Consider the following 23,925-nt stretch of genomic DNA (forward strand, 5'->3'; position numbering starts at 1 on the left):
GCTTGAGCACGATTCTCGAACCCGGGCAGATCGAAGCGTCGGCGGTAATGCCGCCGTTTCTCCACCAGCCCGCCGACAACCTGTTCGAACTGCGCGCGGCGCGACTGGAGCAGCTTGCCGAGGGCCATGCCCTTGGCGACTACCTGAGGCTGGTTGCGCGCCTGTGCCGGGTGCAGCAGCAGTTGCTCGACAATCCACCCTCCGGCGTGCCGGTCGCCGAGCAGCGTCAGCGCCTGTGCATCAGCCACGGCCTGCCGCCGCTGGCGGCCGACAGCCTGGTGCGGGAAGGGCCGTGGTTGGTCTGGCTGCAGGCGCTGCTGGATCGCTTCGAGGTACCGGAGCAGGGTGCCCTGGCGGATGCCCTGAAGGTTCTGCGCAGCAGCGAAGAGAGCCAGCGTAAAGGTTGGGGTATCGCCTTGCTGAGCGGTCAGTACGATGCCTTGCCCGCGGCGCTGGTGCCTTTCATCGGCGCTGCGTTGCAGGCGGCCTGGGCCAGTTGGCGGCGGGCCTTGCCCAGCGATGAGCTCAAGCCCGGCAGCAGCCTCGCGCAGTGTCCGTGCTGCGGCTCGCCAGCGATGACGGGCCTGGTGCGCAACCGCGGCAAGCACAACGGGCTGCGGTATCTGGCCTGTTCGCTGTGCGCCTGCGAGTGGCATGTGGTGCGGGTCAAGTGTGTGTACTGCGAGTCGAGCAAGGATTTGCGCTACTCCAGCCTGGAGGATGACCGCCATGCCCCGGGCAAGGCGCCGCTGCGAGCGGAGTGCTGCCCTGGTTGCAACACCTACCTCAAGCACTGCTACCTGGAAAATGACGCGATGGGCGAGGCGTTGGCCGATGACCTGGCCAGCCTGGCGCTGGATATCCGGTTGGACGACGAGGGCTTTCATCGGCTGGCGCCGAACCTGATGTTGGCGCCTGGAGGAGGATGAGGGTCTACACTGCACACCGAGCCGCCCCTATCGCGGGGCAAGTCGCAGCGGCGAACCGCCGCTCCTGCAATGACCCCGCCACCTTTGCGGACGACGGGTAACCTGTAGGAGCGGGCTTGCCCGCGAAAGGGCCATTACAGACACCGGATCAACCAAGGTAGTACCGCATGTCGTCAAGCCTCGCCAATCAAGCGCCACGCCTGCCCTCCATCGACACCCTGCTACGCCACCCCGCCTGCCAGCCCTTGCTCGATCGCCATGGCCGCGACGCCACCCTGGCCAGCCTGCGTCAACTGCTCGACGACCTGCGCGAACCCGCTCGCCTTGGCCAGTTGAGCGCCGTCGAACTGGCTGCTGAAATCCTGCTTGGCCGCGCCGGCGAGCGCCTGGCGATCCAGCAGCGCAGCCAGGTGCGAAGAGTCTTCAACCTCACCGGCACGGTGCTGCACACCAACCTCGGTCGTGCCCTGTTGCCGGAAGAGGCCGTACAGGCGATGCAGACCGCCGCCCGTTATCCGCTCAACCTCGAATTCGACCTGGCCACCGGCAAGCGCGGCGACCGCGATGACCTGATCGAGGGCCTGATCCGCGAGCTGACCGGCGCCGAGGCAGTCACCGTGGTCAACAACAACGCCGCTGCCGTGCTGCTGGCGCTCAACAGCCTGGGTGCGCGCAAGGAAGGGATCATCTCCCGTGGCGAGCTGATCGAGATCGGCGGCGCCTTCCGCATCCCCGACATCATGGCCCGTGCCGGTGTGCGCCTGCATGAGATCGGCACCACCAACCGCACCCATGCCCGCGACTACGAGGCGGCGATCAATCCGCGCACCGGCCTGCTGATGCGCGTGCATTGCAGCAACTACAGCATCCAGGGCTTTACCACCCAGGTGCCGACCTCCGATCTTGCGCGCATCGCCCATCAACATGATCTGCCGCTGCTCGAAGACCTGGGCAGCGGCAGCCTGCTCGACCTCACCCGTTGGGGCCTGCCCGCCGAGCCGACGGTGCGTCAGGCGTTGGCGGACGGCGCCGATATCGTCACCTTCAGCGGCGACAAACTGCTGGGTGGTCCGCAGGCGGGCATCATCGTCGGGCGCAAGGAGCTGATCGCCAGGATCAAGAAGAACCCGCTCAAACGCGCGCTGCGTGTGGACAAGATCACCCTGGCGGCGCTCGAGGCGGTGCTGGCGCTGTACCGCGACCCCGATCGCCTGGCCGAACGCTTGCCCAGCCTGCGCCTGCTGACCCGGCCCCAGGACGAGATCGCTGCCCAGGCCCAGCGCCTGGCGCCGGAACTGGCCGGGCGACTGGGCGAGCAGTGGACGGTCGCGGTCGAGCCCGCATTGGGCATGATCGGTAGCGGCAGCCAGCCGGTAGCGCGGCTGCCAAGCGCGGCGCTGTGCTTGCGGCCACAGGTGTCGAAGAAGCTGCGTGGTCGCAGCCTGAGGGTGCTGGAGCGCGCACTGCGCGAGTTGCCGGTGCCGGTGCTCGGACGCATCGATGACGATGCGCTATGGCTTGACCTGCGTCAGCTGGATGACGAAACCCAGTGGCTGGCGCAGTTGCCGGCGTTGCAGCTGGGGCCGGTGCAGTGATCGTCGGCACCGCCGGGCATATCGATCACGGCAAGACTGCGCTGCTCCAGGCCCTGACCGGCCAGGCCGGCGACCAGCGCCAGGAAGAACGCGCCCGGGGCATGACCATCGACCTCGGCTATCGCTATGCGGCGCTGGCCGAAGGCGAGCCGTTGACCGGTTTCATCGACGTCCCCGGTCACGAGCGTTTTATCCACAACATGCTCGCCGGCGCCCATGGTATCGACCTGGTGTTGCTGGTAGTGGCCGCTGATGACGGCGTTATGCCGCAGACCCGTGAACACCTGGCGATCATCGAGCTGCTGGGCATTCCCCAGGCGCTGGTGGCGATCAGCAAGTGCGACCGGGTCGAGGCACCGCGACTGCTGGAAGTGCAGCACGAGGTCGAAGCGCTGCTGGCCCCCGGGCCTTATGCCGGGGCTCGGCAGTTCGTCTTGTCCAGCGTGACCGGTGAAGGCGTCGAAGTGCTGCGCCAGGCGTTGGTCGAGGCACGCACGCAGGTGCTGCGCCGCGGGAGCCAAGGAGGCTTTCGTCTGGCAATTGACCGTGCTTTCGCCGTTTCCGGTGCCGGTGTGGTGGTGACTGGCACCGCGCTGGCCGGGCAGGTGAGCGCGGGCGACACCCTGTTGCTGGGCAAGGCTGGCAAAGCTGTGCGGGTGCGTGGCCTGCATGCGCAGAACCAGGCCGCGCTGGTGGCCGAGGCCGGGCAACGCGTGGCGCTGAACATCAGTGCCGAGCGCCTGGCCGTGGAGCACGTGCACCGTGGCGATTGGCTGGTGCCCGAGTGGCTGCATGCGCCCAGTTCGCGTATCGATATCGAGTTGTCATTGTTGCCGGGTGAAACGCGCACCTTCGAGCATTTCAGCGCGGTGCATGTGCACCTCGGTACCCAGGACGTGACGGCGCGCGTAGCGCTGCTGGAGGGCGAGGCTCTGACGGCAGGCCAACGCATGTTCGCTCAGTTGCTGCTCAACGCACCGTTGCAGGCTGTGCATGGCGACCGCCTGGTGCTGCGCGACCAGCGCGCCCAGCGCACCCTCGGCGGTGGCCGAGTGCTCGATCCTTTCGCACCCAGCAGGCAGCGGCGCAGCGAGTCGCGCTTGCGCCAACTGCAGGTGCTGCGCGATGCCCGCGATCTGGAGCAGGCCCTGCCGGCCCTGCTGGCGGCGGCTCCCGCCGGGCTCGACCCGCAGCGCCTGGAGCGACAGTTCAACCGTCTGCGTGACAGTTGGCGATTGCCCGATGACGTCCAGGTGATTGCCACCCGCCAGGGGCCGTTGCTGTTCGATCGTCAGCAATGGCAGGTGCTCAGGCGTGAAGTGCTCGAGCAACTGGCGCGGTTCCACGAGCAGGAGCCCGACCAGCTTGGCCCCGACCGCGACCGCCTGCGCCGCTTCTGCGCCTTGCTGCTGGAGCGTGACGCCTTTGTCAGCCTGCTGGACGAGTTGCTCGGTGAGGGCGCAGTCGCCAGCAGCGGCCCATGGTTGCACCTGCCGGATCACAAGGTGCAGTTGAGTGACGCCGATACTGCGCTCTGGGAGCGTCTGCAACCGCGTTTGCTGGAAGGTGCGTTCGATCCGCCCTGGGTCAGGACCCTGGCTGCAGCCGAGCAGGTGGAGGAAACCCAGGTGCGCCTGCTGATGCGCAAGCTGGCGCGGCTGGGAGTGCTGCACCAGGTGGTGCGCGACCTGTTCTACCCGCAGGAGACGATCCAGCGCATGGCCGAGATGTTGTTGCGCCAGACACAGGACACGCCGGTAGTGCAGGTGGCGGCGTTTCGCGATATGTTGGGCATCGGTCGCAAGCGCAGCGTGCAGATTCTCGAGTACTTCGACCGGCTTGGCCTGACCCGCAGGGTTGCCGAGCAACGTCACATCCGCGCCGATAGCGCGCTGGCCCGGCAGCAGGCCAGGCCCTGAGTTCAAGGAAGGCAATCGCGCCCGGTGGCGCGGCCGGGCTTCAAACCCGGTTGGGGACGGCAGCCGTTCCCGGGCAGGTTCGACTCCCGCTGCCTTCCGCCATTTTCGCCAGGCCCATTCGCGGGCAAGCCCGCTCCCACAGGTACAGCACAATTCTCAAGAACTGTGGAAATCCTGTGGGAGCGGGCTTGCCCGCGAAGAGGTCATGGCAGGCTAAAACCTAAGCCCGCTACCCACACAGGTACAGCACAATTCTCAAGAACTGTGGAAATCCTGTGGGAGCGGGCTTGCCCGCGAAGAGGCCATGACAGGCTGAAACCTAAGCCCGCTCCCCGCACAGGTCCAATGCAAACCACCGCTCTGCGGCCTCCACATCCAACCCAGCCCCCAACAGCGCGAACATCTTGCCCAGCGCCGCTTCGCGAGTCATCCCGCCGCCACTGACCAGCCCGGTATCGCGCAGCTTGCTGCCGGCGGCATAGGTGTCGAACACCACTGCGCCTTCGGGGCACTGGCTGATCGCGACGATCATCACCCCGCTTTGACGCGCACCGTGCAGCGCGTCGAGCAGTGCCTGGTCATCGGACGGGCCGGTACCGCTGCCATAGCACTCCAGCAGCAAGCCCTGGACCCCAGCGTCGAACAGCCCGCGCAGGTAATCTGCACACAGCCCCGGGAACACCGGCAGCACCGCCAGCTTCACCGCTTGGCGCACCTGGCGGTAGTCCAGGCTGGCAGGGATCTGTGCAGCGCGCTCGCCTTCGCGGTGGCGTTCCATCACGGTGAACGCATCGAAGGCTTCGCTGCGCAGTTTCGAGGCGCGGCAGCCGTGCAGCAACCGGCCGTGGAAGTAAAGCTGCACGCCGTTGCCCAGGCCCTGCTCGAACTGACGCAACGCGCCGACCAGGTTGTCCCAGGCGTCGCTGTCTGGCGCACCGGCCGGCAGCATGGAGCCGGTAAGCAGGACCGGCACCTGCAGGCCGAGCAGCAGGAACGACAACGTTGCCGCGCTGTAGGCCAGGGTGTCTGTGCCATGCAGTACCAGCACGCCGTCATGGCCGTCATGCTCGACCGCCTCGATGATGGCATCACGCATCGCCAGCCAATTGGCCTGCTGCATGTTGGCGCTGTCGATCAGCGGGTTGAGCTCGCGCAAGGTCCATTGCAGTGTCGGCGCGTCATTGCGCTGTGCGAGGTGGTCACGCATACGCGCATCGAAGCCACCCGCCGGCGCCAGGCCTGCGGGGGTCTGCAGCATGCCGATGGTGCCACCTGTGTAGAGAACGAGGAGATTCTTGACTGCACCCATGGAAGGATTCCGAAGCGAGGAGCGAAGGAAAGCCGGCCGCCCACGAGCGGGGCGGCCGGGCAGGGCAGGGTATCAGCGCTGGTGCTGAAGTTCGCCAGCAGCTTTGTCAGTGGCTGTTTCAGCCTGAGGATTGGCTGGCCAGGCGGCACGGTCCAGGTCCAGGTCGGCAAATTTGCTGGAGTCGAACACCGGCTGCTTGATGCCGGCCTTGCGCTGTGCGTCGTAGTCGCGCATCACGCGCAGCCCGACCTTGAACAGCAGGGCCAGGGCGACCAGGTTGACGAAGGCCAGGCAGGTCATGGTGATGTCGGCGAAGGCGAACACGGTCGACAGGTCTTGCATCGAACCCCACACCACCAGCGCCAGCACCAGGCCGCGGAAGGCCATCAGCACGACACGGTTGCGGCTCAGGAACTGCAGGCTGTTCTCGCCCAGGTAGTAGTTGTAGAGGATGCAGGTGAAGACGAACAGCGACAGCGCGACGCTGACGAAGATGCGGCCCCAGTCACCGACCACGGCGGCCAGCGAGTTCTGGGTCAGGACGATACCGTCGCCTTCGAAGCCTGGGGTGTAGAAGCCCGACAGCAGGATCAGCAGCGCGGTGCAGGTGCAGATCACGAAGGTGTCGAGGAACACGCTGAAGGCCTGCACCACGCCCTGGGCGCCTGGGTGCTTCACTGCCGCCACGGCCGCGACGTTCGGGGCACTGCCCAGGCCCGCTTCGTTGGCGAACACGCCGCGTTTCACGCCCATGACGATGGCGCTGCCCAGCAGGCCGGCAAAGGCCGGGTCGAGGCCGAAGGCGCTCTTGAAGATGGTTTCCAGCATGGCAGGCACGTGTTCGATCTGGGTGCCGATCACGTACAGGGTCACGCCGATGTAGGCCAGGGTCTTGATCGGCACCAGCAGGTCCGACACCGCGGCGATGCGCTTGATGCCGCCGATGAAGGTGATGGCCAGCAGCACTGCCAGGACGATACCGGTGTGGCGTGGGTCGAAGGCAAAGGCGTTCTGCAGCGAATGGGTCACGGTGTACGACTGCAGGCCGATGAAGGCGAAGCCGTAGGTGACCAGCAGCAGGATCGAGAACACGATCGCCATGCTCTTGAGCTTCAGGCCGTGCTGAATGTAATAGGCCGGGCCGCCGCGGTACAGGCCGTCGCCATCGGCGCGCTTGTAGACCTGGGCCAGGGTACATTCGAAGAAGCTGCTGGACATGCCCACCAGTGCGGTGACCCACATCCAGAACACTGCGCCTGGGCCGCCCAGGGTCACGGCGATGCCGACACCGGCAATGTTACCTGCACCGACGCGGCCGGCGAGGCTCAGCATCAGGGCTTGGAACGAGCTCAGTTGGCCAGCCTGGCCGCGCAGGGACTCCTTGAACACGCCGAACATGTGGCCGAAGTGGCGGAACTGGACGAACCGGGAACGAATGGTGAAGTAGCTACCGAGCCCGACGATCAGGACGATGAGCAGTTTTCCTGAAAGGAAATCGTTAAGTGCTTCGAGCATTGGAAAATGACCTCGATTCTTATTCTTCGTGTGGAGTGACCAGCGGCGACAGAGACGCGCGCTATCGTTGGCGCGCATGGTTGGTCATGACACCTGTGGTTACAATTTCGCGGGTTGCTCTGTTTTGGTGCGACTTGATGCTAGACTTGCACCACTCGCATCACCTGGAACGCCGTTCATGGCCGATTTTCTAGCCGCCAATCTCAAACTCGCCTGCAGCCACTACCGCTCTATTTCAGAGGTTTGCCGACAGCTGTCGATAAATCGCGCGCAATTCAACAAGTACCTGAGCGGGCAGAGCCAGCCGACGACCTACAACCTCAAGCGCATCGGCGATTTCTTCGGGGTCGAGGATTACGAGTTGAATTTGCCGCCGGAACAGTTCGCCCGGCTGATCGGTGCGCGCAACCCTTCGGTGTCGTCAGGCCCGCAGGACGACCCGATCAGCGAGCTGTTCAAGCCCTTGCATGCCCAGGCCGGCAACCTGTCGCGCTATTGCGGCTACTACTTCGAATATTCCAACTGCATGTCGGTACCGGGCTCGATCCTGGTGTCGCTGGTGCACCTGTGGGAAGAGCGCGGCAGCTTCCTGTTCGAGCGCCAGGAACGCCAGGAGCGCAGCAGTGCCGGCAGCCAGCATGCGGAGGTGCGTTGCCGCTACCTGGGCGCAGCGTTCCAGTTGCAGGATCGGGTGTTCCTGATCGACTACGAGTCGCTGACCCTCAACGAGATGAGCCAGACCGTGCTCATCCCCAGCTTCAAGAGCCGTATCACCCGCCTCAACGGGCTCAAGACCGGGGTCTCCAGCGGCGACCGGCGTAACCCTGCCTGCACCCGCGTGGTGTGGGAGTTTCTTGGTGAAGAGATCAACCGTATCAACGCCTATCGCCAGGTGAAGCTCTATCGCCCGGACGACCCGCGCATCGACGACGACATACGCGACCGGCTCGGTGCCGGGGCGATCAGCAATGGGTTGTTCGAGATCGAATAGGGGTTTTGGCTCTACCAGCGCGGCGTCTTTTTCGCGGGCTTGCCCGCGAAAAAGACACCGCGCTCCCTGGCACGCGCTACGCCCGTGTTCGCGGGACAAGTCGGGGTGCCGAACCGGTCACCCTTGGTCGAGAATGAACGCCGCCACCGTATCCGCCACCTGATCGGCAATCTCCGGTGCATCGCGCAGGTGTGCGGCGATGCCGTGGTCGCAGTCGGTCAGCAACAGGCACTCCACATGGGGCGCCGGCACCGAGCGCAGCAGCGCATGGGTGACTTCCTCCGGTATCGGGCTGTAGCGCTGCACACCGCGCAGCATTCGGGTACCAGCGCTGGTGCCGGGGCCTTGGCCGTGGGTCTGGGAGTTGAGGCCGTCGTACTCGCCGATCACCAGCAGTACCCGCCCCTGGAACTGGCGCAGGAAGGCATAGCTGTCGCAGTCGAGAAAGGCGTAGGGCTTGCGGATCGCCGCGCTGAAGGCCGGCCCGAATGGCGCGTCGTGGGCGTCATCGGGGTAGACCGCCGGGCAGATCAGCACCAGCTTGTCGATGTCTGGCAGTTGCGCCGCAAGCTTTAGGGCAATGGCGCCACCCAGGCTGTGGCCGACCAGGGTGCGGCAGCGTTCGGCGATATGCCGGTGGAAGCGCCGGGCCTCCTGCAGGTTGATCGCCAGGGTCGGTGCGCTGGCGCCGGGTTCGCTCGCCTGGCTGTGGCCGGACAGGTTGCCGGTCAGCGTGCCGATGCCCTGGCGTTGCAGGCGATAGAGCAGCGGGTTGAGGCGGGTGAAGTCGGAGCGTGCGCCGCCGACCACGAACAGTGGCGGAGCGCGCTCGCTGTCCGGCAAAAGCAGGCGTGCCTGCTGTTGATAACCGTCGAATGCTTCGTCGATGAAGCCTTCGGTGCCTGGGGCAGGTTCGTCGTATTGCCAGCTGCCGCGTTGGTCGGAGGTGTTCGCGAAGTCCATGGCGCTCCTAGGCTCTGTATGAAAAACCTTGATACTCGGTGATGCTGCGTTGAAAACAGCCTCGGAATGCTCATTTACAACCCGTAAACTCCGCTTCCTCGGCTGTTTTCGCCTTGCCTGACCTTCGTCTCAAGGCTTTTCATACAGACCCTAGAGGAACTGATGTTGCAGCCATTCGCCGAGCGGGTTGCCTGCGCCAAGCAGCAGCTTGAGGGCCATGATGCAGCACACGCAGACCAGCAACGGCTTGATCAGCCTGGGTCCGAAATGCACCGCGCAGCGTGCGCCCAGTTGCGCACCGATGAATGCGGCACAGGCCATCGCCAGGGCCAGGGGCCAGATGATCGCCCCGCTCAGCGAGAATACCGAGAGGGCGCCGAGGTTGCACGCGGCGTTGAGCAGCTTGCTGTTGCACACGGCGCGCAGCAGGTGCTGACCCAGCAGGATTACGCAGGCGAGCATGAAGAACGAACCCACCCCAGGGCCGAACACGCCGTCATAGAAGCCGATCAGCGGGGCGGCGGTCAGGCAGAACACGGCGTTGGAGATCTTCGCCTTGCGCTCGTGCTCGTCGGGCTTGGGGCTGAAAGCGAAGTAGGCCGCAACCAGGATCAGCAGCACCGGCACGCAGGCTTGCAGGAACGTCTTGGGCACCAGGCTCACCGACAGCGCGCCGAGGGCGCCGCCGGCGAAGGCCATGGCGGCCATGGGCAGGCCGCGTTGCCAGTCGATCATGCCCTTGCGGGCGAAGGCGACGGTGGCCGACACCGTCGCCGAGGCCGCCTGGAATTTGTTGGTGGCGATGGCCGCCAACGGGTCGATGCCGGCGACGAACAGTACCGGCAGGGTGATCAGCCCGCCGCCACCCGCGATGGCGTCGAAGAAGCCGGCCATCAGCGCCACCGACGCGAGGGTCAGCAGCAGGGAGACATCGATTTCCATCATTACCGCACGTTCCTTTTATTCAGCCGCGCACCAGCAGCGGATCCGGAGTGATCACCCGAGGTTGGGCGAAGGGGGAGTAGCCGAACAGCCGCACCAGCAGGCGACGGTTGTCCTGGAGGATGTCGCGACCATGCAGGGCGCGGTTGTTGTTGATCACCAGGGCGGTGTCCGGTTGCAGCACGAAGGGCCGTGGCCGCGTTTCGGCGACCCGCTGCTGGAAAGCGTCGAAGGCCTGGGCGGCGAGGTCGCTGGCCTGGTCGTTGAGCGAGAACCGGTACGAGTTGTAACGCAGGGCAAAGCCGCCGTTGGCGTCGAACTGCAGCATCGCGGTGGCCTGCTCCGGTTCACCGCTGCCAGCGACGAAGCAGTCGCTGCGGGTGAAGTCGAACGACGCTGAGGTCAGCGCCAGCGCGTGCAGGCTGCCCAAGCCTTCTATGACCTCGCGCATGGGAATGACGTGGGTCGGCTCGTTCGCCGGGTTCCAGCGCGCGGTGAGGATCAGCGCAGAGGGCGCCGGGGAATGGTCATCGCGAGCGATCACCGAGCAGTTGTACGGAGCTTCGGTGTGTGGGCCCAGGCGCAGGCCGGCGTGGGAACTGAGTTCCACGCGGGTGTCGCGGGTTTCCTGCGGACGCGGCTGGCTGCCGCCACCCTTGAAGTTGCCGACCAGACGCACCTGCTTGCCTTCGTTGTCGATATCGAAGGCGAACGCCCGGTAGCGCACCAGCTCCAGCAGGATCTGGTTGCGTGAGGCCAGGTAGATGCAGCGGGGATCGTGCTCCAGGCCCTGCAGCTCAGGCAGGTCTTCGGGGATGGGATCGTGCTCCGGGCAGCTCATGCCGCGGTACATCAGTGCAGACAGCGTGCCGTCGGCGAAGCGCCGCAGTGTCGCTTGTTGCTGGGCATCGAGCGATCTTGTCAGCGCTTCGGCGCATTGCCGTGCCTTGCCGGCCGCCCCGAAGACTTCCGGGCCGCCGAGTCGGGCGAGGGATTGGCTGGCGACGAACAGCGCATCGGCTTGATCCTGGGTAAATTCCAGGTACGCGACTTCGGAATCCTGCATGGGAAACCTTCCTTGTTATTGTTGTGTTGGCGTTCCGTGCCGGCCGACAGCTGGAGTGAGTTGACCTGACTGGGGAGACTCCAGACGGTAGTGGCCAACTGCCGCGCAGTATCGGGTAGTTTCCGAAGGTGCAAAAGAGGGGGTGGAAAATTTCACAGCCGTGAAACGTTGTGAAGATCGAAGCCGGCGCGTCATGGTGGTGCTCCTGGTTATCGGGTGCGCATACGGGGCTGCCATGCCCCGGCCTCTGCTATTAGTTCAAGGTTTTCGTCTGGCGTGGTGCAAGACCGGTTTTATGTGAGCGACAGAGAAAGCTTCGATGCCTGTTGGAAACTTCCTACGTACAGACGGGGAAGCCCCTAGGGTTGGACTTCCCCTGGCGGAAACCGCAAAATGACCCCTTTCCCTAATCGATCTGAGCGGACCTGCTGACTCTATGCGTATGCGCCTGATGCTGTTGGGTGGTGGCAATGCCCTCGGGCAAGCGCTGATTCGTCTCGGGGCCGAGGAAGACATCGCGTTTCTGGCACCGCGCCCGCCGGACGAGGGCTGGGATCCGGCCAGCCTCACCCAGTTGCTCGACGATCACCGCCCCGATGCCCTGGTCAACCTGGCCTATTACTTCGACTGGTTCCAGGCCGAGTCGGTCAGCGAACAGCGCCTGGCCCTTCAGGAACGTGCCGTGGAGCGTCTGGCCGAATTGTGCCAGCACCACGAGATCACGCTGGTCCAGCCTTCCAGCTATCGCGTGTTCGACGGCTCGCGCGCCACCTCCTACAGCGAGAAGGACGAGCCGGTGCCGCTGGGCCTGCGTGGCCAGGCGCTGTGGCGCATCGAGCAGAGCGTGCGTGCGGCCTGCCCGCAGCATGTGCTGCTGCGTTTCGGTTGGGTGCTGGACGAAAGCCTCGATGGCGCACTCGGGCGCTTCCTGACGCGCGCCGAGCAACCGCAGGAGCTGCTGCTGGCCGATGACCGCCGCGGCAACCCGACGCCGGTCGACGATGCCGCCCGGGTGATCCTCTCGGTGATCAAGCAGCTGGACTGCGATGCGCCGCTGTGGGGCACCTACCATTACGCCGGCAACGAGGCGACCACACCGCTGGCGCTGGGACAAGCTATCCTTTCCGAGGCAGCGCAGTGGCACAAGCTGGCCGTGCAGGCCCCCACCGCACAGGCCCACGCCGCGCGCCCGGATGCCAGCGAGGAGCCGCAGCACGCGGTGCTGGCCTGCAAGAAGATCCTTCATACCTTCGGCATCAAGCCCCGCGCCTGGCGCGCCGGCTTGCCGCCCCTACTGGACCGTTTCTATCGTCATGGCTGATGCCCCCATCCTCATTACCGGCGGAGCTGGTTTCATCGGCTCCCACCTGTGCGATGCGCTGCTGGACAAAGGCTATGCGGTGCGCATTCTCGATGACCTGTCCACCGGCAAGCGCAGCAACCTGCAGATCGATCATCCACGCCTGCAACTGATCGAAGGTGATGTTGCCGACACTGCACTGGTTACCCGTGCAGCCGCCGGTTGCGCGGCGGTGGTCCACCTCGCTGCAGTCGCGTCGGTGCAAGCGTCGGTGGACGACCCGGTCAAGACCCACCAGAGCAACTTCATCGGCACTCTCAATGTCTGCGAGGCGATGCGCATCAATGGTGTGCGCCGGGTGTTGTTCGCCTCGAGCGCGGCGGTCTACGGCAACAATGGCGAAGGCCAGTCGATCACCGAAGACACGCCCAAGGCGCCACTGACGCCTTACGCCGTGGACAAGCTGGCTGGCGAGCAGTACCTGGACTTCTACCGCCGCCAACATGGGCTGGAGCCTGTGGTGTTCCGCTTCTTCAATATCTTCGGGCCGCGCCAGGATCCCTCGTCGCCGTACTCGGGGGTGATCAGCATCTTCTGCGAGCGAGCGACCAAGGGCTTGCCGATCACCGTGTTCGGCGATGGCGAGCAGACCCGCGACTTCCTCTATGTCGGCGACCTGGTGCAGGTGATGGTGCAGGCGCTGGAGCAGCCGCAGGTGGAAGAGGGCGCGGTGAACATCGGCTTGAACCAGGCGACTTCGCTGAATCACTTGCTTGCGGCATTGCAGCAGGTGGTTGGCAGCTTGCCGACGATCAGCCATGGCCCGGCGCGCGCGGGTGATATCCGCCACTCGCGGGCGGACAACCACCGGCTGTTGGCGCGTTTCGATTTTCCCCAGGCGACGCCGATCGCCGAGGGGCTGGCGCGTTTGCTGGGCAAAGACTGACAAACACGTTGGCCTTCCAGGTACTCCACTGATCTCCAGGACAGTGGAGTACCCGCGAACAAGCCCTGACAGGCCAGAACACCATCAAGCCCGCCGACAATCCTCCGGTCCCAGCACCCGCCCATCCCGCGCCCGTACTTCCAGCTTCGCCACAGGTTCGCCCTTGGCATTGTCCAGCAACACCGAACGCGTCTCGCCCGCCTCGAACTGAAACCGCTCCCCCCACTGACGCAGGCCCACCACGATCGGAAACACCGAGCGGCCTTTTTCTGTCAGCACATATTCCTTGTACGCACTGCCATCCGACGCCGGCTGCAGCTCCATGAGCCCTGTTTCCACCAGCAGCTTCAGGCGCGTGGCGAGGATGTTCTTCGCCAGCCCCAGGTTCTTCTGGAACTCGCTGAAACGGCGCAGCCCATCGAACGCGTCGCGCAGGATCATCAGTGCCCAGCGGTCGCCGAGCACTTCGAGTGCCCGGGCCACGGGGCATCGGCGGTTGTTTTCGTCGAGCATCGATCATTCCGCATGAGTCAGTTTGGTTGCAGATTAAAACCAGGTTTGCTAGAAATCCAGCTTGTGGTTTTGTTTTGAAACCAGATTGCCAGGAGTCTGCATGTCATCCGCCCACGATGCCTCTTCGTTTCAACTCACTCGCGGCCTGACCCTGTTGCTGGCCGCAGCCTGCGCACTGGCGGTGGCCACGGTGTACTGCGCCCAGCCCCTGCTGGAGTCCATGGCCCAGAGCCTGGGCGTGCCGAGTCGTCAGGTCGGCTGGGTGGTCGGCGCAACCCAGGCAGGCTACGCACTAGGATTGCTGCTGATCGTGCCGCTAGGGGACCTGCTCGACCGCAAGCGCTTGATCCTTGCGCAGTTGCTGCTGTCGGCACTGGCGCTGGTCGCGGTCGGCCTGGCCCAGCATTGGGCGGCGCTGTTGGCGGCCATGGGCATGGTCGGGCTGATGGCCGTGGTGGTGCAACTGATGGTCGCCCAGGCGGCCACCCTGGCGACACCGGCGCAGCAGGGGCAGGCGGTGGGAACGGTTACCAGCGGCATCGTGCTGGGGATTTTGCTGGCGCGGCTGGTGGCGGGAGTCGTGGCTGATCTGGCTGGCTGGCGAGGGGTTTATTTCGCTGCTGCCGGGTTGGCGCTGCTGATGGTCGTGCTGCTCGGCTGGCGTATGCCCGCTGTACGACCTCTGGGGCAGCGCCAACATTACCGGGCGTTGTTGCGCTCCATGGCGGTGCTGCTGCGCGATGATCGCCTGCTGCGCCAGCGGGGTGTGTTCGCATTACTGATCTTCGCCGCGTTCAGCGTGCTGTGGAGCAGCATGGTGCTGCCGTTGAGTGCGCTGCAACTGACCCACACCCAGATCGGCCTGTTCGGCCTGGCCGGTGTCGCCGGAGCCCTTGCCGCATCGGGTGCCGGGCGTTTGGCCGATCGCGGCCTTGGGCAGCGCACCACAGGGCTGGCGCTGGGGCTGCTGACACTGTCGTGGCTGCCGAGCCTGTTCGTCGGGCAGTCGCTGCTGGCGCTGGTAGCCGGTGTGGTGATGCTGGACCTCGCCGTGCAGGCAGTGCATGTGACCAACCAGAGCCTGCTGCTGGCCGGGCGTGCCGAGATGGCCAGTCGTCTGATTGGCGCGTACATGTGCTGCTATTCGGTGGGTAGTGGGGCGGGGGCGGTGACGGCGAGCTGGGTCTACGGGGCGTGGGGATGGGACGCGGTGTGTGGGCTTGGGGCTGGAGTCAGCGCGTTGGCGTGGGGGTATTGGTGGTGGCTGCAACGCCAGGGCTGAGCGGCAGCCAGAGGCCCCGCTGTACGGCGGGGCCTGAGTGCGTTGCGTGTCAGAACTTGTAGCCGATACCGACCATGTAGACCCACGGATCGACATCGACGTTGACCTTGGTCTTGCCCACGCCCAGGGCGCTCGGACCGTCGATGGTGGCCTTGGTGTCGATGTCGACGTACCAGACCGCGGCGTTGACCAGCAGGTTGTCGGTCAGCATGTAGTCCATGCCCAGCTGGCCAGCCAGGCCGATGGAGTCCTGCAGCTTCATGTTACTGAAGCCCTGCTGCTTGCGGGCGCTGCTGAGGTCTTCATCGAAGAACAGCGTGTAGTTGATGCCGATACCGGCATAGGGCTGGAACTTCGACGAGGCTTCCATCGGGTAGTACTGCAGCGAGAGGGTCGGTGGCAGTTGCTTGATGTCGGCCAGCTTGCCGTCGAGCCCGCCGCCCAGGCCCTTGACGCCCACGGTGTGCTTGAACGGCGTGGCAGCGAGCAGCTCGATGCCGACGTGGTCGGTGAGCATGTAGGCGAAGGCCAGGCCCAGCTGGGTGTCGCTGTCGAGGGTGGCCTTGGTGCCGGAGACCTTGGCGCCGTCGAGCTTGAGGTCACTGCTGCTTTCATTCGGCGCAGTGGTGATGGCGCCGGCACGCATGATGAAGTCACCCGCCTGGTGGGCGTGGGCAACGGGGGCTGCGAGCGCCAACGCGACGAGCGAGGCACCGAGCAATGTCTTGTTCATGGAAGCTCCCAGAGGACGTAAGTAATCGAGTAGTCCAATGGTAAGGAGCCGTCCAAACACATTGTTTGACTCAGCTCAACGAAGCGGGCTTCACACGGGCGACACAGTTCTCATTTCAGCTCATATGCGTAGATTTTCTCGGCTTCCATCTGGTAACCGGCGTCGGCCAGCTCGCTGCTGGTGTTCTTGACCTGCATGCGTCCCTCGATCCAGTAGGGCTGGTACAGGTCTTCGACGCGCACGCCCATCTCGCTGAAGATGTGCACGATCTGGTTGGACGGCGGCGGCGGCACGTGGATGCAGGCGCCGTAGTAGGGCACCAGGAGAAACTCGGTGGTGCGACCTTCTTCGCTGACTTCCAGCGGCACGATGTAGCCGGGCAGTTTGACCTGCTGCCCGTCCAGCGCTTTCACCACGGGGGCGTCGGGCGCCTGCTGGCGGGCTGCCGGGGCAGACTCGGCCGCGAGCGCGTCGCCCAGCGAGTTGCCCATCTGCGAGAGGTCATGCAGCGGGGTGAGCTGTGGGGGGATGACTGGCGCGCCCTCGGGGATCAGTGCCGGCCAGTCCAGCTCGCGCGGCTCGTCCGCCCAGGCCGGGATGATCAGCACCAGCAGCAACAGCAGGAGGATCTGTAGTGCTCTCTTCGCGGGCAAGCCCGTTCCCACAGGGATCGACATGACAAACTCTCAGAGGTGGATCGACAGGCCATCGGCCAACGACTGCCGGTAGGCACGCCAGGCCGGAACACTGCCCATCAGCAGCGCCGCACCGAGGATGATCGCCAGCAACGTCCATTCGTGCGGGCTTGGCCAGGCCAGCGGCAGGAACAGCCCGTAGTTGGACTGTACCGCGTCCTGGGCCAAGGCGATTCCCCCATAGAGCAATCCCAGCCCGGCGACGATACCGCTGACCGACAGCGCCAGCGCTTCGAGCACCAGCAGCCCGGCGATATGCCAGGGGCGCGCACCCACCGAGCGCAGGATGGCCATTTCGCGTCGCCGTTCGTTGAGGCTGGTGAGAATCGCCGTGAGCATGCCGATCAAACCGGTCAGTACCACGAACAGCGACACCACGAACAACGCCTGCTCGGCGATGCCCATCATGCCCCACAGCTCTTGCAGGGCCACGCCCGGCAGGATCGCCAGCAGCGGCTCGCTGCGGAATTCGTTGATCTCCCGCTGCACGCTGAAGGTGGCGATCTTGCTGTTCAGGCCGAGCATGAAGGCCGTGATGGCGGTGGGTTGAAGGTCCATGGTGCGCGCCTGGTCGGCGCTGATGCGCGCGGCGCCGCGGGCTGGCACGCCGTTCTGCCAGTCGACGTGGATGGCTTCCATCCCCGCCAGGCTGATGTGCAGGGTGCGGTCCACGGGGGTGCCGGTGCGCTGCAGAATGCCGACCACGGTGAAGGGCTTGTCGTCGTGCTTGACCAGGCTGATGGTGGCGATGCCGTGGGCCAGCACCAGGCTGTCGCCGAGCTTGTAGTGCAGGGCTTCGGCCACTTCGGCGCCAAGCACCACTTCGAACGGGTCGTTGGCGAACTGGCGGCCCTGGCTCAGTTGCAGGTGCTGCTGGCGGCCGTACTGGTAGTGGGTGAAGTAATCGCTGTTGGTGCCCATCACCCGGTAGCCGCGGTGCGAGTCGCCCAGGGAGATCGGGATCGCCCACTTGACCCGCGGGTCCTTGGCGTAATGCTCGAAGCTGTCCCAGCGGATGTTGTTGGTGGCGTTGCCGATACGGAACACCGAGTACAGCAGCAGGTTGACCGACCCCGAGCGCGCCCCGACGATCAGGTCGGTGCCGCTGATGGTGTTGGCGAAACTGGCGCGGGCTTCGGTACGCACGCGCTCCACCGCCAGCAGCAGGCACACCGACAAGGCGATGGCGAAGGCGGTGAGGAAGGCAGTGAAGCGGCGGTTGGCCAGGCTGGCCAGGGCTAGACGGAGCAGGTACATCAGGCCTCCCGAGGCTTGGCGGCGCGGTTGAGCTCGGCCAACGACAGGTCGCGGTCGAACAGGGGCGCCAGGCTCTGGTCATGGCTGACGAACAGCAGGCTGGAGCCTGCGGCGCGGCATTCGTCGAACAGCAGGCGGATGAACACCTCGCGGGTGTCGGCGTCGAGCGCGGAGGTCGGCTCGTCGGCGATCACCAGTTCCGGTTGGCCGATCAGTGCACGCGCAGCGGCAACCCGCTGTTGCTGGCCGATCGACAGGGTGTCGGCGCGCCGGGCGAGCAGATCGGGGTCGCCCAGGCCCAGGTGGGCGAGCAACTGCGCCGCTGCCTGGTGGATGCTGCCATGGCGCTGCGCCGCACGTTCGGCACGGCTGCGCGAAAAGCGGCAGGGCAACTCGACGTTTTCCTGCACGGAGAGAAACGGCAGCAGGTTGAACTGCTGGAAGATGTAGCCGGTGTGGTCGACACGGAAACGGTCGCGAGCGCCCTGGCCCAGCTCTGCCAGGTTCTGCCCGAGCAGCCGCACTTCGCCCTGGTCGGGCAGGTTGACCCCGCCCAGCAGGCCGAGCAGGGTGGTCTTGCCGCTGCCGCTGGGGCCTTTGAGGAACAGCGCCTCACCGGCCTCCAGGCGGAACTGGGGGATGTTCAGCAACGGCTGCTGACCTGGCCAGGCGAAGACCAGGTCATGCAGTTCGATCAGCGGCTGGCTCATTCAGAACGCAACCACGGCCTTGGCCGGGGTGCTTTCGAAGCCCTTCTGGCCGTTCGGGCCGACCAACTGCACATTGATCTTCTGGGTTTGCGGGTACGCCTTGTACAGCGGTGACAGGTCGATCTGGGTCAGCTTGGCCGGAGCTGCGCAGGTCAGCTGGTAGTGCGCGTGGATCTCGCTGTGCTGGTGTTCATGCGCGTGGTCGTGGTCGTGGTCGTGATCGTCGTCACCGTCGTCGTCCTTGGCCGATGGCTCGTCACCGAACAGCGGACTTTCCAGCTCCTGCTGGTCTTCCTTGCAACCGGCCGCGCTGGCCAGGCCGAACAGCTTGAGCGGCTGTTCGAGTTGCTTGCGCACAGCCTCGACCTTGGCCTTGTCGGCATCGCTGCCGGGCATGTGCTCGAAGCCGACCAGGTTCATTGCCGGGCTCTTCAGTGCCAGCTCCAGGGTATTGCCATCCAGGCCGACGTTCAGGCGTGCGACGCCGTGCTCGTGGGCAGGCAAGGTGCCGTGGGCATGATCGTGGTCGTGTTCTTCATGGGCCTGGGCAACGGCCAGGGGCAGCAGGGCGAAGGGCAAGGCGAGGAGCAGGCGGCGCATGGACGACTCCGGAAGCGGACGGGAAAGATTTGGTAATGTTATAACAACTTTTCTTGTCGATGCCAGACGCTTGGCGCAGGTTTCATGTCGTGGGAGCATGCACGTCATCGATCCGCGATTGAAGGAAGGCAGCGTGAGAATCCGAGGACAGATCGGCGACTGGCCGGTGGACCTGACCATCGAACTGGATCCGGCGGAGTGGGCCCAGCTTGGGCGCAGGCTCGAAGAGGCGCCTGCGGTGGCAGAGGTGGCGAGCGCGCCTGGTGCTGCGCCAGCGCGGCAGGACGATAGCCAGTGGTCGGCGGCGCGCGAGGTGTTGCGTCAGGCCGGAGCGCTCAGTGGGCCAGAGTTGCTGGAGCGGCTGGAAGGGTTGGCCGGGAGTGTTGCGGCAGGCAAGCGGCTGCTGGTGCGTTTGCGCCACAGCAGTGAAGTGAAGGTGGAAAGCGGTGCGGATGCGCCGGTGTATCGCTGGGTAGGCTAGAGGGCGGTGCGCGGCTGGATGCCACCTCCTGCAGGAGGTGGCGGCAGCTTGGGGCTCAGAACATCGCGGAAGACAACCGGCGGCGGTACACGCCCACCAGCGGATGATCGCCGCCGAGCAGGTCGAACACCTGCAGCATGGCTTTCTGCGGCAGGCCGTTGTCATAGGCGCGATTGCGCTGGAACAGCTTGAGCAGCCCGTCCAGCGCAGCTTCGTACTGTTGGCGCGCCAGTTGCTGGATGCACAACTGGTAAGCCGCTTCGTCATCCTGCGGGTTCTGCGCCAGGCGGCTCTTGAGCTCGGCGGCCTCCGGCAGGCTGGCGGCCTGGCGCAGGAAGGTCAGTTGCGCCTTGGCACCGGCCAGCGCGGCCTTGTGCTCATCGCTTTTTACCGCATCCAGTACCTGCTGCGCTGCGTCCAGGTCGCCGCGCTCGGCCAGGCAGCGGCCATAGTAGATCAGCGCCTCGGCGTTACTGTTGTCTTCACCGAGCACCGCCTGCAGCAGCGCTTCGGCTTCGCTGAAACGGCTCTCGGCGAACAGCGCCTTGGCCTGCTCCAGCGGCGAGGCGGTCGGGGGGGCAGGCATCTGCACATGCGGCTCGAGCATGGCGCGGATCGCCGACTCCGGCTGGGCACCGGCAAAGCCGTCGACCGGCTGGCCATCCTTGAACAGCACTACGGTCGGCAGGCTGCGGATACCGAACTGGGCCACCACCTGCTGCTCGACATCGCAGTTGATCTTGGCCAGCAGCAGCTCGCCCTGGTAGCCCTCGGCGATCTTCGCCAGCAGCGGCATCAGCGCCTTGCAGGGCGCGCACCACTCGGCCCAGAAGTCCACCAGCACGGGCTTGTGGAAGGAGTTCTCGATCACCAGTTGCTGGAAGTTGGCATCGGTGGCGTCGAAGATGTAGGGCGTGGCGGTATTAGAAGAAGCTTGGCTCATCGCAACTCTCGCAGCTTTCGCACATTCGGAATGGCACCACTATAAAGGCTCGCGGCTGGCGTGGTACAGGCTGACCCGGCGGAATTCGTGCGGCTCGGCCAGGTCTGGCAGGGTCAGGGCGTCGAGCACGCCGAGCTGGCGATAGAGCGGGTGGCTGAAGTCGCGTACCCGCGAGTCGGCGACCAGTGCCTGGCGACCCCGGCCGAGAAAGGCATCGAGCAAGGGCAGGTTGGCGCGGTCGTACAGCACGTCGGCGACGAGGATCAGGTCGAAGCGGTCGGCTTCGGCGAAAAAATCCTCGCTGTAGCCCAGCGTCACGCCGTTGAGTGCAGCGTTGGCGCGGCATGCGTCCAGGGCCAGCGGGTCGAGGTCGCAGGCGACCACCTCGCGCGCACCGGCACGGGCTGCGGCGATGCCGGCGATCCCCGAACCTGCGCCGAAGTCCAGCACGCGCTTGTCACGTACCCATTCGGGGTGTTGGGCCAGGTAGCGAGCCATGGCCAGGCCGCTGGCCCAGCAGAAGCTCCAGTAGGGGGGCTCGTCGAGGATGCGCCGGGTCTCGTCGGGGCTGAATGCCCGGTCCATGTTCTCGGCGTCGAGCAGCCACAGCTTGAGGTCGCAGCCCGGCAATTCGCTGATGACCAGGCGCGCTTCGCCAATCAGGCCGCTGAGGGCCTGTTGCAGGTGTAGCGGTGTCACGTTATGGCGCCTTCTCGAAACGCAGTGGGCCGGTGGTCTGGGTTTCGGCCTGGACGATGCGCTGCGGCGGCAGGTGCATGATCAGTTGGCCGGAACGGCTGGCGCGCCCGCGCAGCTCGACCCGGGCGCCGGCAGGGAAGGCCTCGGGGTTGAAACGCAGGTGATAGGGCAGGGCCTGGCCGGTGCCGGTCAGGTCGCTGCTTGCCAGCAGGCGTTGGGGGCGGCCGCGCTCGTCGATCACCAGCAGTGCCAGCTCGACTTCGGCGCCTGCGGGAATTTCCATCAGGGTGCCGCTGAGTTCGCGCTGGTAGGCCGGCAGCGGGCCCGGTTCGTCGCTCTTCTTGACCGTCTTGGGCGCGCTGGGCGCCACAGGCTGTTCGGGCTTCGGTCGGTCGCTGCCGCAGGCGGCGAGCAGGCCGGCCAGGCACAGGACGACGAGGGCTCGATGGTGCATGGGGTAATCCTTCACAGGCAGATTTCTCTGGATGGTAACCCCTTTGGCTTGTCTTGCCAGTGGGATGCGCTACCATGGCCCTCCCTTTTTTTGTTGCCTGCCACCATGCACTGTCCCTTTTGCGGTGCCAACGACACCAAGGTCATCGATTCGCGACTGGTCGCCGAGGGCGAACAGGTCCGCCGCCGCCGCGAATGCGTCGCCTGCGGCGAGCGCTTCACCACCTTCGAGACCGCCGAACTGGTCTTGCCCCGGCTGATCAAGCAGGACGGCACGCGCCAGCCCTTCGACGAAGACAAACTGCGTGCCGGCATGCAGCGGGCGCTGGAGAAGCGCCCTGTCGGCGTCGAGCGCCTGGAAGCGGCGCTGGCGCACATCAAGAGCCGCCTGCGGGCTACCGGCGAGCGCGAAGTGAAGTCGCTGGTGGTCGGTGAGCTGGTGATGTCCGAGCTGCGCAAGCTCGACGAAGTTGCCTACATCCGCTTCGCTTCGGTGTATCGGCGCTTCCAGGACCTCGACGAATTCCGTGAAGAAATCGACCGCCTGGCCCGTGAGCCAGCCAAAGAGTAAGCATGTCCAGCCAGACCGCGTTGCTTGACGCCCATTACATGGCCCGTGCCCTGGAACTGGCCCGCAAGGGCCTGTACACCACCCATCCCAACCCGCGGGTGGGCTGCGTGATCGTTCGCGACGGCGAAGTGGTCGGCGAGGGCTGGCACGTGCGTGCCGGCGAGCCGCATGCCGAAGTGCATGCCCTGCGCCAGGCCGGTGAGCGTGCGCGTGGCGCCTGCGCCTACGTCACCCTCGAGCCCTGCAGCCACCATGGCCGCACGCCACCGTGCGCCGAGGCGCTGGTCAAGGCAGGTGTGGCGCGGGTTGTGGCGGCGATGCAAGACCCCAACCCGCAGGTGGCCGGGCGTGGCCTGTGTCGGCTAGCCGAAGCCGGTATCGAGGTTGCCAGTGGCGTGCTCGAGGCCGAAGCCTGCGCGCTCAACCCGGGCTTTCTCAAGCGCATGGAGCATGGGCTGCCATTCGTTCGTGCCAAGCTGGCGATGAGCCTGGATGGCCGCACTGCCATGGCCAGCGGCGAGAGCCAGTGGATTACCGGCCCCGCTGCGCGCGCCGCGGTACAGCGCCTGCGCGCCCGTTCCAGCGTGGTGCTGACCAGCGCCCAGAGCGTGCTGGCCGACAACGCGCGGATGACCGTGCGCGCCGCCGAGCTTGGCCTGGACGACGAAATGACCGCGCTGGCCGTGTCGCGCCCGCCGCTGAGGGTGTTGATCGATGGCCGTCTGCGCCTGCCGCTGGACGCCCCGTTCTTTCAGGCCGGTCCGGCGTTGGTGGTCACCGCCGCCGCGCAGGACCCGTGCTACGCCGCGGCCGGCCACGAGTTGCTGGTGCTGCCCGGCAGCGACGGCCAGGTCGACTTGCCTGCGCTGCTGCGCCTGCTGGCCGAGCGCGGTGCCAGCGAGGTCCTGCTCGAAGCGGGCGCCGGTCTGGTCGGCGCCTTCGCTCGCCACCGCCTGATCGACGAATACCAGCTGTTCGTCGCCGGCACGTTCCTCGGCTCCAAGGCCCGCCCGTTGCTGGAGTGGCCGCTGGAGCACATGAGCGAAGCGCCGCGGCTGAAGATCATCGAAATGCGCGCCGTGGGCGATGACTGGCGAGTCACGGCCATCCCCTTGCCCGCGCCCGGCGTATAATGCCGGGCTTGCTTCGCGCAGCCCGTACCTGAGGAGAACACCATGTTCACCGGCATCATCGAATCCATCGGCACCATTCGCAGCATGACCCCCAAGGGCGGTGACGTGCGCGTCTACGTCGAAACCGGCAAGCTCGACCTGGGCGACGTCAAGCTCGGCGACAGTATCGCGGTCAACGGCGTGTGCCTGACCGCCGTGGAACTGCCAGGCGATGGCTTCTGGGCCGACGTCAGCGTCGAGACCCTCAAGCGCACCGCGATGGTCGAGCTCAAGAGCGGCAGCCGCGTCAATCTCGAAAAGGCCCTGACCCCCACCACCCGCCTGGGCGGCCACCTGGTCAGCGGCCATGTCGACGGTGTCGGCGAAATCGTCTCGCGCAG

24 protein-coding genes, 1 tRNA gene and 1 pseudogene are annotated in these 23,925 nt (G+C 65.7%); 12 read left to right on the forward strand and 14 right to left on the reverse strand.

What is annotated here, in order from left to right; all coding sequences use genetic code 11:
• Window positions 1–2: 2 nt before the first annotated feature.
• From fdhE to VA602_RS10430, 4 genes are all read left to right on the forward strand, one after another.
• Complete coding sequence (fdhE, locus tag VA602_RS10415; protein ID WP_323453173.1) at window positions 3–929, forward strand: formate dehydrogenase accessory protein FdhE; 927 nt, start codon at window positions 3–5, stop codon at window positions 927–929.
• Between the two features lie 167 nt (window positions 930–1,096).
• The gene (selA, locus tag VA602_RS10420; RefSeq protein ID WP_323453174.1) at window positions 1,097–2,524 is read left to right on the forward strand and encodes an L-seryl-tRNA(Sec) selenium transferase; all 1,428 of its coding nucleotides are present in this window, start codon (window positions 1,097–1,099) and stop codon (window positions 2,522–2,524) included.
• Complete coding sequence (gene selB / locus VA602_RS10425; protein ID WP_323453182.1) at window positions 2,521–4,443, forward strand: selenocysteine-specific translation elongation factor; 1,923 nt, start codon at window positions 2,521–2,523, stop codon at window positions 4,441–4,443. The genes selA and selB overlap by 4 nt, the downstream gene beginning before the upstream one ends.
• Before the next feature lie 6 nt (window positions 4,444–4,449).
• A tRNA-Sec gene (locus VA602_RS10430) sits at window positions 4,450–4,545 on the forward strand.
• Between the two features lie 217 nt (window positions 4,546–4,762).
• On the opposite strand, the gene VA602_RS10435 is transcribed toward VA602_RS10430, so the two are convergent.
• Both VA602_RS10435 and VA602_RS10440 read right to left on the reverse strand, forming a co-directional pair.
• Window positions 4,763–5,752 (reverse strand): asparaginase, encoded by a 990-nt coding sequence (locus VA602_RS10435; RefSeq protein ID WP_323453175.1) that lies wholly within the window; start codon window positions 5,750–5,752, stop codon window positions 4,763–4,765.
• A 72-nt stretch (window positions 5,753–5,824) separates the two neighbouring features.
• On the reverse strand, window positions 5,825–7,267 hold the full coding sequence (locus tag VA602_RS10440) for an alanine/glycine:cation symporter family protein (protein WP_054893578.1): 1,443 nt from the start codon (window positions 7,265–7,267) through the stop codon (window positions 5,825–5,827).
• A 178-nt stretch (window positions 7,268–7,445) separates the two neighbouring features.
• Between VA602_RS10440 and VA602_RS10445 the strand changes: the two genes are divergently transcribed.
• On the forward strand, window positions 7,446–8,258 hold the full coding sequence (locus VA602_RS10445; RefSeq protein WP_054893579.1) for a helix-turn-helix domain-containing protein: 813 nt from the start codon (window positions 7,446–7,448) through the stop codon (window positions 8,256–8,258).
• 117 nt (window positions 8,259–8,375) lie between these two features.
• Here VA602_RS10445 and VA602_RS10450 read toward each other — a convergent pair whose 3' ends face one another.
• The 3 genes from VA602_RS10450 to VA602_RS10460 form a co-directional block, all read right to left on the reverse strand.
• Complete coding sequence (locus VA602_RS10450) at window positions 8,376–9,221, reverse strand: alpha/beta hydrolase (RefSeq protein WP_323453176.1); 846 nt, start codon at window positions 9,219–9,221, stop codon at window positions 8,376–8,378.
• A 150-nt stretch (window positions 9,222–9,371) separates the two neighbouring features.
• Window positions 9,372–10,166: a TSUP family transporter gene (locus VA602_RS10455; RefSeq protein ID WP_054893581.1), complete on the reverse strand. Its 795-nt coding sequence runs from the start codon at window positions 10,164–10,166 to the stop codon at window positions 9,372–9,374.
• 19 nt (window positions 10,167–10,185) lie between these two features.
• Window positions 10,186–11,229: a Fe(II)-2OG oxygenase family protein gene (locus VA602_RS10460; RefSeq protein ID WP_323453177.1), complete on the reverse strand. Its 1,044-nt coding sequence runs from the start codon at window positions 11,227–11,229 to the stop codon at window positions 10,186–10,188.
• A gap of 436 nt (window positions 11,230–11,665) precedes the next feature.
• Between VA602_RS10460 and VA602_RS10465 the strand changes: the two genes are divergently transcribed.
• Together VA602_RS10465 and VA602_RS10470 are read left to right on the forward strand one after the other, a co-directional pair.
• Complete coding sequence (locus VA602_RS10465; RefSeq protein ID WP_063542503.1) at window positions 11,666–12,550, forward strand: sugar nucleotide-binding protein; 885 nt, start codon at window positions 11,666–11,668, stop codon at window positions 12,548–12,550.
• Window positions 12,543–13,475, forward strand: coding sequence for an NAD-dependent epimerase/dehydratase family protein (locus VA602_RS10470; RefSeq protein ID WP_063542505.1), 933 nt, complete (start codon window positions 12,543–12,545; stop codon window positions 13,473–13,475). The genes VA602_RS10465 and VA602_RS10470 overlap by 8 nt, the downstream gene beginning before the upstream one ends.
• Before the next feature lie 84 nt (window positions 13,476–13,559).
• Here the strand turns inward: VA602_RS10470 and VA602_RS10475 are convergent, their stop codons facing one another.
• Entirely contained in the window at window positions 13,560–13,988 is a 429-nt protein-coding gene (locus VA602_RS10475; protein WP_323453178.1) for a winged helix-turn-helix transcriptional regulator, read from the reverse strand.
• A gap of 100 nt (window positions 13,989–14,088) precedes the next feature.
• Here VA602_RS10475 and VA602_RS10480 point away from each other — a divergent pair, with 100 nt between their 5' ends.
• Window positions 14,089–15,270 (forward strand): MFS transporter, encoded by a 1,182-nt coding sequence (locus tag VA602_RS10480; protein WP_323453179.1) that lies wholly within the window; start codon window positions 14,089–14,091, stop codon window positions 15,268–15,270.
• Between the two features lie 49 nt (window positions 15,271–15,319).
• On the opposite strand, the gene VA602_RS10485 is transcribed toward VA602_RS10480, so the two are convergent.
• The 5 genes from VA602_RS10485 to VA602_RS10505 form a co-directional block, all read right to left on the reverse strand.
• Window positions 15,320–16,003: an OmpW/AlkL family protein gene (locus VA602_RS10485; RefSeq protein WP_063542509.1), complete on the reverse strand. Its 684-nt coding sequence runs from the start codon at window positions 16,001–16,003 to the stop codon at window positions 15,320–15,322.
• A 110-nt stretch (window positions 16,004–16,113) separates the two neighbouring features.
• Window positions 16,114–16,680 (reverse strand): DUF3299 domain-containing protein, encoded by a 567-nt coding sequence (locus VA602_RS10490; RefSeq protein ID WP_054893588.1) that lies wholly within the window; start codon window positions 16,678–16,680, stop codon window positions 16,114–16,116.
• Between the two features lie 9 nt (window positions 16,681–16,689).
• On the reverse strand, window positions 16,690–17,955 hold the full coding sequence (locus tag VA602_RS10495; protein WP_054893589.1) for an ABC transporter permease: 1,266 nt from the start codon (window positions 17,953–17,955) through the stop codon (window positions 16,690–16,692).
• Window positions 17,955–18,665, reverse strand: a complete 711-nt coding sequence (locus tag VA602_RS10500) for an ATP-binding cassette domain-containing protein (protein ID WP_054893590.1) — start codon at window positions 18,663–18,665, stop codon at window positions 17,955–17,957. Before VA602_RS10500 ends, VA602_RS10495 begins: the two co-directional genes overlap by 1 nt.
• Window positions 18,666–19,265 carry a DUF2796 domain-containing protein gene (locus tag VA602_RS10505; RefSeq protein ID WP_323453180.1) on the reverse strand — a complete coding sequence of 200 codons (600 nt, stop codon included), beginning with the start codon at window positions 19,263–19,265 and terminating at the stop codon, window positions 18,666–18,668.
• 133 nt (window positions 19,266–19,398) lie between these two features.
• On the opposite strand from VA602_RS10505, the gene VA602_RS10510 reads away from it, so the two are divergent.
• Window positions 19,399–19,746 carry a hypothetical protein gene (locus VA602_RS10510; RefSeq protein WP_151926345.1) on the forward strand — a complete coding sequence of 116 codons (348 nt, stop codon included), beginning with the start codon at window positions 19,399–19,401 and terminating at the stop codon, window positions 19,744–19,746.
• Between the two features lie 55 nt (window positions 19,747–19,801).
• Here VA602_RS10510 and trxA read toward each other — a convergent pair whose 3' ends face one another.
• The 3 genes from trxA to VA602_RS10525 are packed head-to-tail and all read right to left on the reverse strand — an operon-like array spanning window position 19,802 to window position 21,842.
• On the reverse strand, window positions 19,802–20,689 hold the full coding sequence (trxA, locus tag VA602_RS10515) for a thioredoxin (protein ID WP_054893592.1): 888 nt from the start codon (window positions 20,687–20,689) through the stop codon (window positions 19,802–19,804).
• Between the two features lie 39 nt (window positions 20,690–20,728).
• Window positions 20,729–21,388, reverse strand: a complete 660-nt coding sequence (locus tag VA602_RS10520) for a class I SAM-dependent methyltransferase (RefSeq protein ID WP_054893593.1) — start codon at window positions 21,386–21,388, stop codon at window positions 20,729–20,731.
• A gap of 1 nt (window position 21,389) precedes the next feature.
• Window positions 21,390–21,842, reverse strand: coding sequence for a YbaY family lipoprotein (locus VA602_RS10525; protein ID WP_063542517.1), 453 nt, complete (start codon window positions 21,840–21,842; stop codon window positions 21,390–21,392).
• Between the two features lie 105 nt (window positions 21,843–21,947).
• Between VA602_RS10525 and nrdR the strand changes: the two genes are divergently transcribed.
• From nrdR to VA602_RS10540, 3 genes and pseudogenes are all read left to right on the forward strand, one after another.
• A complete protein-coding gene (gene nrdR, locus VA602_RS10530) occupies window positions 21,948–22,412 on the forward strand; it encodes a transcriptional regulator NrdR (protein ID WP_054893595.1) in 465 nt (154 codons plus the stop codon).
• A 2-nt stretch (window positions 22,413–22,414) separates the two neighbouring features.
• Window positions 22,415–23,545: a bifunctional diaminohydroxyphosphoribosylaminopyrimidine deaminase/5-amino-6-(5-phosphoribosylamino)uracil reductase RibD gene (gene ribD / locus VA602_RS10535; protein WP_323453181.1), complete on the forward strand. Its 1,131-nt coding sequence runs from the start codon at window positions 22,415–22,417 to the stop codon at window positions 23,543–23,545.
• 42 nt (window positions 23,546–23,587) lie between these two features.
• Window positions 23,588–23,925: pseudogene (locus VA602_RS10540) on the forward strand (riboflavin synthase); the annotation flags it as partial.

Origin of the sequence: Pseudomonas machongensis (assembly GCF_034961125.1) — a bacterium.
Classification (GTDB): domain Bacteria; phylum Pseudomonadota; class Gammaproteobacteria; order Pseudomonadales; family Pseudomonadaceae; genus Aquipseudomonas; species Aquipseudomonas machongensis.

Excerpts from the sequence above, each read along its gene's own strand:
- selA (WP_323453174.1), top strand. The coding sequence starts at position 1,097 with ATGTCGTCAAGCCTCGCCAATCAAGCGCCACGCCTGCCCTCCATCGAC.
- VA602_RS10495 (WP_054893589.1), bottom strand. The coding sequence starts at position 17,955 with ATGTACCTGCTCCGTCTAGCCCTGGCCAGCCTGGCCAACCGCCGCTTC.
- VA602_RS10505 (WP_323453180.1), bottom strand. The coding sequence starts at position 19,265 with ATGCGCCGCCTGCTCCTCGCCTTGCCCTTCGCCCTGCTGCCCCTGGCC.
- trxA (WP_054893592.1), bottom strand. The coding sequence starts at position 20,689 with ATGAGCCAAGCTTCTTCTAATACCGCCACGCCCTACATCTTCGACGCC.
- nrdR (WP_054893595.1), top strand. The coding sequence starts at position 21,948 with ATGCACTGTCCCTTTTGCGGTGCCAACGACACCAAGGTCATCGATTCG.
- VA602_RS10460 (WP_323453177.1), bottom strand. The coding sequence starts at position 11,229 with ATGCAGGATTCCGAAGTCGCGTACCTGGAATTTACCCAGGATCAAGCC.
- VA602_RS10450 (WP_323453176.1), bottom strand. The coding sequence starts at position 9,221 with ATGGACTTCGCGAACACCTCCGACCAACGCGGCAGCTGGCAATACGAC.
- VA602_RS10455 (WP_054893581.1), bottom strand. The coding sequence starts at position 10,166 with ATGATGGAAATCGATGTCTCCCTGCTGCTGACCCTCGCGTCGGTGGCG.
- VA602_RS10465 (WP_063542503.1), top strand. The coding sequence starts at position 11,666 with ATGCGTATGCGCCTGATGCTGTTGGGTGGTGGCAATGCCCTCGGGCAA.
- VA602_RS10480 (WP_323453179.1), top strand. The coding sequence starts at position 14,089 with ATGTCATCCGCCCACGATGCCTCTTCGTTTCAACTCACTCGCGGCCTG.
- VA602_RS10435 (WP_323453175.1), bottom strand. The coding sequence starts at position 5,752 with ATGGGTGCAGTCAAGAATCTCCTCGTTCTCTACACAGGTGGCACCATC.
- VA602_RS10475 (WP_323453178.1), bottom strand. The coding sequence starts at position 13,988 with ATGCTCGACGAAAACAACCGCCGATGCCCCGTGGCCCGGGCACTCGAA.
- VA602_RS10525 (WP_063542517.1), bottom strand. The coding sequence starts at position 21,842 with ATGCACCATCGAGCCCTCGTCGTCCTGTGCCTGGCCGGCCTGCTCGCC.
- VA602_RS10490 (WP_054893588.1), bottom strand. The coding sequence starts at position 16,680 with ATGTCGATCCCTGTGGGAACGGGCTTGCCCGCGAAGAGAGCACTACAG.
- ribD (WP_323453181.1), top strand. The coding sequence starts at position 22,415 with ATGTCCAGCCAGACCGCGTTGCTTGACGCCCATTACATGGCCCGTGCC.
- VA602_RS10500 (WP_054893590.1), bottom strand. The coding sequence starts at position 18,665 with ATGAGCCAGCCGCTGATCGAACTGCATGACCTGGTCTTCGCCTGGCCA.
- VA602_RS10440 (WP_054893578.1), bottom strand. The coding sequence starts at position 7,267 with ATGCTCGAAGCACTTAACGATTTCCTTTCAGGAAAACTGCTCATCGTC.
- VA602_RS10485 (WP_063542509.1), bottom strand. The coding sequence starts at position 16,003 with ATGAACAAGACATTGCTCGGTGCCTCGCTCGTCGCGTTGGCGCTCGCA.
- VA602_RS10470 (WP_063542505.1), top strand. The coding sequence starts at position 12,543 with ATGGCTGATGCCCCCATCCTCATTACCGGCGGAGCTGGTTTCATCGGC.
- VA602_RS10445 (WP_054893579.1), top strand. The coding sequence starts at position 7,446 with ATGGCCGATTTTCTAGCCGCCAATCTCAAACTCGCCTGCAGCCACTAC.